This is a genomic window from Deltaproteobacteria bacterium, assembly GCA_016874735.1.
Taxonomy (GTDB): Bacteria; Bdellovibrionota_B; Oligoflexia; order Oligoflexales; family CAIYRB01; genus CAIYRB01.
On the sequence record VGTI01000096.1, the window covers coordinates 1 to 8,107 of the forward strand.

Annotated in this window: 9 protein-coding genes and 1 tRNA gene; 7 read left to right on the forward strand and 3 right to left on the reverse strand. The window is 53.5% G+C overall.

Features of this window, described 5'->3' with window-relative positions; genetic code table 11:
- The first annotated feature begins 198 nt into the window (after positions 1 to 198).
- The 7 genes from FJ146_18490 (at position 199) to FJ146_18520 (ending at position 4,226) form a co-directional block, all read left to right on the forward strand.
- Entirely contained in the window at positions 199 to 1,035 is an 837-nt protein-coding gene (locus tag FJ146_18490; protein ID MBM4253961.1) for a branched-chain amino acid ABC transporter permease, read from the forward strand.
- A gap of 10 nt (positions 1,036 to 1,045) precedes the next feature.
- A complete protein-coding gene (locus tag FJ146_18495; GenBank protein MBM4253962.1) occupies positions 1,046 to 1,966 on the forward strand; it encodes a branched-chain amino acid ABC transporter permease in 921 nt (306 codons plus the stop codon).
- A complete protein-coding gene (locus tag FJ146_18500; GenBank protein ID MBM4253963.1) occupies positions 1,963 to 2,739 on the forward strand; it encodes an ABC transporter ATP-binding protein in 777 nt (258 codons plus the stop codon). Before FJ146_18495 ends, FJ146_18500 begins: the two co-directional genes overlap by 4 nt.
- An 8-nt stretch (positions 2,740 to 2,747) precedes the next feature.
- Positions 2,748 to 3,455, forward strand: coding sequence for an ABC transporter ATP-binding protein (locus FJ146_18505; protein ID MBM4253964.1), 708 nt, complete (start codon positions 2,748 to 2,750; stop codon positions 3,453 to 3,455).
- Between the two features lie 50 nt (positions 3,456 to 3,505).
- Positions 3,506 to 3,581, forward strand: a tRNA-Gly gene (locus FJ146_18510).
- Between the two features lie 90 nt (positions 3,582 to 3,671).
- Positions 3,672 to 3,902, forward strand: a complete 231-nt coding sequence (locus FJ146_18515; GenBank protein ID MBM4253965.1) for a hypothetical protein — start codon at positions 3,672 to 3,674, stop codon at positions 3,900 to 3,902.
- A 15-nt stretch (positions 3,903 to 3,917) separates the two neighbouring features.
- Positions 3,918 to 4,226: a hypothetical protein gene (locus FJ146_18520; GenBank protein MBM4253966.1), complete on the forward strand. Its 309-nt coding sequence runs from the start codon at positions 3,918 to 3,920 to the stop codon at positions 4,224 to 4,226.
- A gap of 6 nt (positions 4,227 to 4,232) precedes the next feature.
- Here FJ146_18520 and FJ146_18525 read toward each other — a convergent pair whose 3' ends face one another.
- The 3 genes from FJ146_18525 to polA all read right to left on the reverse strand — a co-directional run.
- Positions 4,233 to 4,985, reverse strand: coding sequence for a hypothetical protein (locus FJ146_18525; GenBank protein MBM4253967.1), 753 nt, complete (start codon positions 4,983 to 4,985; stop codon positions 4,233 to 4,235).
- The gene (gene tatC, locus FJ146_18530; GenBank protein MBM4253968.1) at positions 4,982 to 5,779 is read right to left on the reverse strand and encodes a twin-arginine translocase subunit TatC; all 798 of its coding nucleotides are present in this window, start codon (positions 5,777 to 5,779) and stop codon (positions 4,982 to 4,984) included. Before tatC ends, FJ146_18525 begins: the two co-directional genes overlap by 4 nt.
- A gap of 1 nt (position 5,780) precedes the next feature.
- The coding region (gene polA, locus FJ146_18535; protein MBM4253969.1) for a DNA polymerase I at positions 5,781 to 8,107 on the reverse strand (2,327 nt) is incomplete at its 5' end.

The window sequence follows — 8,107 nt, forward strand, 5'->3', positions numbered from 1 at the left end:
GCCCAGCATGATGCTGTTAAAGACATTGTTATTTTGAAAACTACTGGGGCTACGGCGAGCTTTGAGACCAAAATTGGCATTGCCGGCGATCAGGGCGTGGCGGCCCAGGTGACGGCTGGGACTGAGGTCAATACTGATAGAGGCTCGCGCTTCGGTGAGTTTTTGCAGTTCTTGATTAACGGCATTTCCGTTGGGAGCATGTACGCACTGATCGCTTTAGGCTATACGATGGTCTACGGCATTATTGCTTTAATTAATTTTGCGCACGGCGAATTCTTGATGATGGGATCATTCCTTGGCGCATTATTGATCAATCGGGTGCAGGGTACCCCGCTGATCGTTGGGTTGGCGCTTGCGATGGTCTCATCGGGGCTCATTGCCGTCGTGACCGAGCGTGTCGCCTATAAACCACTGCGTGAGCAACCCAAAATTTTTGTGCTTACCGCGGCCATTGCGGTGTCAGTTTTGCTGCAAAATGTGGCACGCCTTATCTTTGGTGCCTCTGCCATTGCCTTCCCTGCAGCGTTCCCAGAGGGCAGTATTAATTTTGATGGGTTGGGTATATGGATTGAGTATTCTCAGCTTATTATCGTCGTGCTCAGCGTGGTGCTCATGGTGCAGCTCTGGTATTTCGTCAACAAAACTAAAATTGGTATGGCGATGCGAGCGACTGCGCAGGACATTGAGGCAGCACGGCTTATGGGTATCAATACGGATCGCATTATTTCCATTACTTTTTACATCGGCGCTAGCTTGGCGGGCGCTGTCGGTGTCCTCTACGGCATGCAATATTCCGTCGATCCTTTGATGGGAGTGCAGCCAGGGCTGGCAGCCTTTGTAGCAGCGGTGCTTGGGGGCATTGGGTCGCTGCCGGGCGCTATGATTGGTGGTGTCCTCATTGGCGTCATTGAAAACTTAGTCGCTGGTTATCTGTCGAGTACCTACCAAAGTGCCATCACGTTTTTGATTTTGATTTTGGTGCTCTCCATCAAGCCAACTGGTCTCCTTGGTCGTAAGACCGTAGTGAAAGTTTGAGGAACGGCTCATGGATACAGTTCTAACAATCTTTCGCGAGCTCGGGCCCACCATCTACTCCTCGTTGGAGCTGATTGGTGTTTATGTGATTCTCGCGCTCAGCTTAAACATGATTAATGGAATGGCTGGTATGTTTTCCATTGGCCATGCCGGTTTTTGGGCAGTGGGTGCTTACAGTGCTGCTGCCGTCACTGTGCATGGTCCGGTGGCTCTGGGTGGGCCTTTGTTGCTCGTCATCAGCATAGTCGTTGCTATGGTAGCGGCGGGGGTAGCGGGTTTTATTCTGGCAGTGCCGTGCTTGAGACTCACAGGCGACTATTTAGCGATCGTGACTCTCGGGTTTTCGATCATCATTGTGACGTTGCTTTACAACTTTGAGTATATGGGGGCGGCGACCGGTGTTAGCACCCCCATACTAGCTAGCAAGGGTGTCATATGGTTCATGGTGCTGCTGACCTTGATTGTCTATTACCGGCTGCAGTTTTCGAGTCTTGGACGTACCATCCAGGCGCTACGCGAGGATGAAATTGCGGCGCAATCCGTGGGACTCAACCGGGTGCGCTTAAAGACGATAGTCTTTGTCATTGGGGCGGCGATGGCTGGGCTGGCAGGAGCTCTCTATGCCAGCTCGCAAACATACTTGAGTCCAGCTGGATTTGAGTTTGATAAGAGTATCAAGCTCCTGACCATGGTTGTACTTGGGGGGCTAGGGTCCATCACAGGGGTGGCAGTTGCGGCGGTGTTACTCACGCTACTGCCTGAGGTTTTGCGGCTCTTCAGTCTGGATGCTTACCAGATGCTTGTTTTTTCCGGAATGTTGCTCGTCATGGTGCTACTAAGGCCGCAGGGTTTGATGGGGCGCTATGAAATTTGGGATCTGCCACTGCTCCGACGTTATTGGCGCCCTGGTGGTGCGGAGTCTAAATCATGAAAGAAAGAGCACCAGCGTTACTGCAAACAGAATCGCTAGGTATGCAGTTCGGGGGCCTCCGTGCCGTTGATGGTGTTGGGCTGCGTGTGGGCCAGGGGGAAGTGGTCGGTCTCATTGGTCCAAACGGTGCCGGCAAGACTACCTGCTTCAATATGATCACCGGCGTTTATAAACCGACTACCGGTAGTATCAGTTTGGGCGGTGAGCGGATCGATGGCCTAAACATGATCGATATCAATCGTCGCGGGATTGCGCGCACCTTCCAAAATATTCGTTTGTTCCGGAAGATGAGCGTGCTCGATAATGTGCGCGTTGCGTTGCATCATCAAGTTGACTACGGGCTAGTTAGTTCCCTATTGCGGCTACCTTCATTCAAGAGAGCCGAGGCCTCCTTAAAACGCCGTGCCCTCGATCTGCTCAGCGTCTTTGGTTTGGCTGATCGCAGTCAAGATCTTGCTGGCGACTTGCCCTATGGTGAGCAGCGCAAGCTGGAGATTGTACGCGCCTTGGCAACTGGTCCTAAGCTACTGCTGCTAGATGAACCGGCCGCAGGTATGAATCCGCATGAGACGGAAAACTTGACTCTGCTCATGCGGCGACTAGGAGCTGAATTTGGCGTCAGTATCCTCCTCATCGAGCATGACATGAGTCTCGTCATGAAAATTTGTGAGCACATTTACGTCCTTGATTACGGACGAGAGATTGCTCAGGGTGAGCCAAGTGCGATTCAGAATAATCAACAGGTCATCAAGGCCTACCTTGGGGAGGCTTGAGAAGGCACATGTTGGAGGCTCGCGACATCAATGTTTATTACGGTGCAATCCACGCGTTGAAGAATCTGTCGCTACGCGTCGAGGCGGGCAAGATCGTCACTTTAATCGGTGCCAACGGTGCCGGTAAATCAACCACCTTGCGGGCTCTGTCCGGCATGCGTCGTGCAGCTTCCGGGCGGGTGAGTTTTCATGGACAGGACATCACCGCGACGCCCGCTCATAAGCTGGTCCGGTTAGGACTCTGTCACTGTCCTGAGGGGCGTCACGTATTTCCTCGTTTAACGGTCAAAGAGAACCTAGAACTCGGCGCCTACACGATTCGTGATCAAGCCGTCATTAAGGCCTCTACCGATCAGGTGTATCATTTGTTCCCACGATTGAAGGAGCGCCTGGCTCAGGCAGCAGGCACTCTGTCGGGAGGTGAGCAGCAGATGCTAGCCATCGGCCGTGCACTCATGGCGCGCCCTAAGTTGTTGATGTTGGATGAGCCCAGTTTGGGGATTGCGCCGATCCTGGTTCAGGAGATATTTCGTACCATCAAGCAGATTGCGGCTAGCGAGAACATGACCATTTTACTCGTCGAGCAAAATGCCAACATGGCCCTGAAGATCGCCGATTATGCCTATGTCCTAGAAACTGGTCATATCGTGCTCGAAGGACCAGCCGCGGAACTTGCTGCAGACCCCAGAATTAAAGCGGCTTATCTCGGCCACTGACAATTCCACATGGACAGAGCCCCGCGGCTTTGTTACTTGATGAGAATAAAGCGGGAGTAGCTCAGTTGGTAGAGCGTCAGCTTCCCAAGCTGAAGGTCGCGGGTTCGAGACCCGTTTCCCGCTCCAAATCCCTTGTCAATTTCGCAACTTATAAATTTTCCTCAAGTACTTTTAGACTGTTGCCGAAAGCCCTCTCATACGCGTGGGAGGTGGGGAATGGCTCAAGCACTAACTAACTTTGACAGGGCTGGATCGGTACGGCGCGTGCTTCGCCGCGGAGATCAGCATGTCTGCGGCCTCTGTCGCAACGAATACGTTGACGTGACTGTTGCTCATGCCTGCGTTGTAAGGTGTTGGACCGAATTCCTAGCAATGAGTCCATCGATCAAAAGGACCAAAGGTAAATCCATCCAATACCGATGTCGCTTCTGTGCCAGAGATTACTAGGCAGAGGACGAGGCCGTGGCCTGCGGCCATGCGTGCCGCGGTAAATTAATGGCAGATTTCGAACTCGAATCCATGCTGACCGAGGAGGTAGGCGCGATACCTGCCAGTCCACCGAAGCGCGTGAGACCCAGACTAAGAATGGTGCACCTGCAGCCGCCTAGGGTGATCAAGAAGAAGGCTCCCGAGGCAGAGTCCGATGTCAGTCATCCCACGACTGACGAGGCACCTGAGGTGGCCGCACCGGCAAAGGAGGGAGCAACGGAAGCCACGCCGGACGAACACGATAAAGAGACAGCCGAGGTGAAGAAGGTCGAACATGCCTAGGTGGAATCAAACGCCGAGAAGGGCCGTGAAGTTCACCATGATGCTGTATCCTGAGAGACTGCCGGAATCACGCCTTTCCTCGACAGTCCCTTGTGTATAGGCTGCCGTATAGGTGGCAAACATGGGTGTCGCTGCGCCGACCATCAGCACATAGCCTTCAATCCGTGTTTTCAGCAGATCCGGCGTATTGCCGTGTGGGCGCGAGCCTGTCAACCAGGTGAAGAATACTCCGGGAACCAGTGACAATTTACTTAAGGTCATGGTGTACGAATCGACCCGATCTTTATTGGTGGTGTCGCCGTCCGCGGTATCCAGCCGGTTGCGTCCAATCATGACGCCTTTGAGGGTGCCTAGGCTTAAGCCGAGCGCAAAGCCATAACCTCCCTCGGGGCTGCGCAAATTAGCCTTTTGCGCACTGAGTCCCGTCCATGCACTGAGACCGAAGCCGGCATAGTCGACCTGTAGCTGACTGTCATAAGTCGGCTGATAGGGTCCCTGCAAAATATCCGCGCTGACGATAGCCAGCCAGTCCTCAGCCAGATGGCCATATCCAATCTGAATGGCCGTACTCGGTCCAATGAGCTGGTGGTTATTTGATCCCTTGAGATTCTCCTGAAGTCCGGTAACACCAAAACTCCAGACTGTGCTTTTCACCCCAGAGGGCTCTGCTGCTGCGACTTGACTAGTTGCACTATTCGCATGAGAGCTCACGGCGCAGCAGAGCAGTACGACAGCAAATCTCAAACACGACCAGGTCATTTAGGGGCACCAGCCTGCCGCTTTTTCAAGCTACGAATAATGACGATCGACAATTCGTACATAGCGTAAACTGGTGTGGCCAAAGCCACTAAGGAAACTGGATCTGGAGGTACGATAATCGCCGAGATCAGCAAGATAGCTAGAATGATAAAGCGCCGATAAGCCGTTAAACCCTCCACTGTGATGACATCGAGCATGGCGAGAAGCACGATAAGCACGGGAATTTCAAATACCGCGCCAAAGCCGAGCATAAGTACCGTGAGTAGTGAAACGTAATCTTTGATGGTGATCAGTGGCTGACCAACCTCCAGCCCGAGGCCAATGAGGTATTTGAGCGACAATGGCAGGATCAAATAATAGCAGAATGTGATACCCACACAGAACACCGCTACGGAGGCGATCATGAACGGAAGGACAAAACGTCGCTCCCTCGGGTAGAGCGCTGGTTCGAAAAACTTCCAAAATTGAAACAGCCAAAAGGGACACGCCGTGATGATCCCGACGAGGAAAGCTACCTTCATGTCGACCATGAAGACATCCATGGGCCCTGTAAAATGTAGTCCCTTAGAACCGCTGGGTAAAACCGCGAGTAGGGGCTGCTTCAGAAAGATGATGATGGGATCCACAAAAGCGAGCGCCAAGCCGCAGGTGACAAAAATGATCAGCACCGCCTTAGTCACGCGCGACTTAAGCTCGGAGAGATGCTCCCAGATCGACATGACCTTGCCGCCGTCAATAAGCTCCTCGTCGGCGGTGGTGAGTTGATTGGCTGGCGGCAATTGGGGATCAGTCATGCTAATGCGCCTCTAACCAGTTATGTCCGACTCCAACAGAAACACTCAGCGGAACGCTCAGGCTCATGGCGCTCTCCATGCAGTCCCTGATCAGCGGCACCACTTGCTCTACCTCGGTAGCCGGACTTTCAAACACAAGTTCATCGTGGACCTGTAATAGCATCTTGGTCTGAAGTTGCGCGGCAGTCAAACGTTCGTCGATGGCAATCATGGCGATCTTGATAAGATCGGCAGCACTCCCTTGGATCCGCGTGTTAACGGCGATATTTTCTGCAGCGACCACGGCCCTTTGATTCGAGTCCCCTAGACCAATCACGGGTCGTTGACGACCTGTGACGGTTCGCGTCATCCCGGTCGCACGTGCCTCGGCGATCGTCGCCTCAATGAAGCGATTGATGCCGGGGTACGAAGCAAAATAGCGGTCAATAAAGGCTGATGCCTCGGCCACTGAAGTGCCAGTCTCGGCCGCTAGGCGCCGTGCCCCCATGCCGTAAAGGATACCAAAGTTAATGGCCTTAGCTCTGGCCCGCTGCCCATCACTCACATCTTCAGGATTGACGTTAAATACGCGGGCTGCAGTGGAACGATGAATATCGGCGCCACTGACAAAAGCCTGAGCTAACGCCTCTTCCTCCGCCAAATGAGCGAGCAGACGCAGCTCAATTTGTGAGTAGTCGGCTGATATGATGCGACATTCAGCGCTACTTGCTGTGAATGCTTTCCGTACCTCGCGACCGAGTGCTGTCCGGATCGGAATATTCTGCAGGTTCGGTGCCGAGGAACTTAGGCGACCCGTAGCCGTGCCGGTTTGGTGGAAAGAGGTGTGCAGACGGCCGCTCGTCGGTTCGACCAGCTCAGGTAGAGCTATGACGTAGGTGCTCTGCAGTTTGCTGATACTCCGATATTCCATCAGAGCCTTGGGGAGTGGATGTTCCGCCAGACGGGTCAGCACAGACTCGTCGGTAGAGAAGCCGTTTTTGGTTTTCTTGAGGTTTTTGATGCCAAGTTGCTCGTGGATTTTTAGCTTTGTAAATAAAATATCAGCGAGCTGCTTGGGCGAGTTTAAATTGAAGTCCTCGCCAGCCAATGCATGTACCTGATCGACGAGACGGTCACTCATGGCGCCGAGTTCGAGCTGTAGTCTTTGCAGTTCGCGGCGGTCGATGTAGACACCATTGTGCTCCATGATCGCCAGCACCGGCACGAGCGGCATATCGATCGCGCGTAACACTTGACTTAGACCAGCAGCTTCAATTTTTGGCATCAGCACGCGGTAGAGTTGAAGCGTCAGGTCCGCATCTTCGCAGGCGTATCGTGTCACTTCAGCAAGATCGACGGCGAGCATGGGCACTTGGCCTTTGGCACCAATCAGACTACTAGTCTTGATTTTTTCGTAATTGAGATGGCGCAGACAGCAGGCATCGAGACCGTGTTGCCTACTGCCGGCATCCAGCAACCAGTCGCAAATCATGGTGTCGACAAAAGGTCCGCGCGCGTGAATCCCAATATTGCGCAACATCTGCAAGTCAAACTTGACGTTGTGGCCGACCTTTAACTGATCATCGCGGCTAAGCACCGGGCGCAGTAGGTCGATCACGGCTTTAGCGCTTATGCCATCAAGCTGCTGATCTGTGAGTGGGATGTAGTAGGCGGCATCCGCCTTAACGGCAAAACTAATACCAATGGGTCGGTCCGTGCGAATATTAAGCCCGGTAGTTTCCGTGTCAAAGCTGTAAAGCTCAGCCGCAGATAGAGCCTCTATGACAGTCGCTATAGAGGCAGGGGTATTTGCCGTCTGGTAGCTGTCCACTTTGGGGGCTGCATGGCGAGGCCGCTCGGCCTGCACTTCTTGCACGGGTAGCTGTGGGGGCGGCACCTCGTGGGCTGACGCAGACGGCAGGCTCGCTGGAGAAGATGCCAAGTTCGTATCAGAGGCAGATGGTTTGAGAGCGTCTAATTTTTTCATCAAACCGGTGAACTCGAGTTCGGCATATAAATCTCGCAGTTCAGGGCGCGTCACCGCATCGAGGTGGTTGCTCGTGGCGTCGGTTAGGGTCACAGGTAGCTCGATGTCGGTGCGGATCGTTACCAATTGACGTGACAAAAGACCGAGGTCCCGGCCGTTAAGCAGGGCTTCACGCATTTTTTTATTGTTGATGAGAGGGATATTTTCCAGGATCCGTTCGAGGCTGCCGTATTCAGCAATCAGCTTACCAGCCCCTTTCTCCCCGATACCTGGAACTCCCGGCACGTTGTCCGAGCTGTCGCCGATCAGCGCCAGGCAGTCGATCACCTGCTCCGGTGTGCAGCCGAACTTAGCGGCGACTC

Excerpts from the sequence above, each read along its gene's own strand:
- FJ146_18490 (MBM4253961.1), top strand. The coding sequence starts at position 199 with ATGTACGCACTGATCGCTTTAGGCTATACGATGGTCTACGGCATTATT.
- FJ146_18495 (MBM4253962.1), top strand. The coding sequence starts at position 1,046 with ATGGATACAGTTCTAACAATCTTTCGCGAGCTCGGGCCCACCATCTAC.
- FJ146_18500 (MBM4253963.1), top strand. The coding sequence starts at position 1,963 with ATGAAAGAAAGAGCACCAGCGTTACTGCAAACAGAATCGCTAGGTATG.
- FJ146_18505 (MBM4253964.1), top strand. The coding sequence starts at position 2,748 with ATGTTGGAGGCTCGCGACATCAATGTTTATTACGGTGCAATCCACGCG.
- FJ146_18515 (MBM4253965.1), top strand. The coding sequence starts at position 3,672 with ATGGCTCAAGCACTAACTAACTTTGACAGGGCTGGATCGGTACGGCGC.
- FJ146_18525 (MBM4253967.1), bottom strand. The coding sequence starts at position 4,985 with ATGACCTGGTCGTGTTTGAGATTTGCTGTCGTACTGCTCTGCTGCGCC.
- tatC (MBM4253968.1), bottom strand. The coding sequence starts at position 5,779 with ATGACTGATCCCCAATTGCCGCCAGCCAATCAACTCACCACCGCCGAC.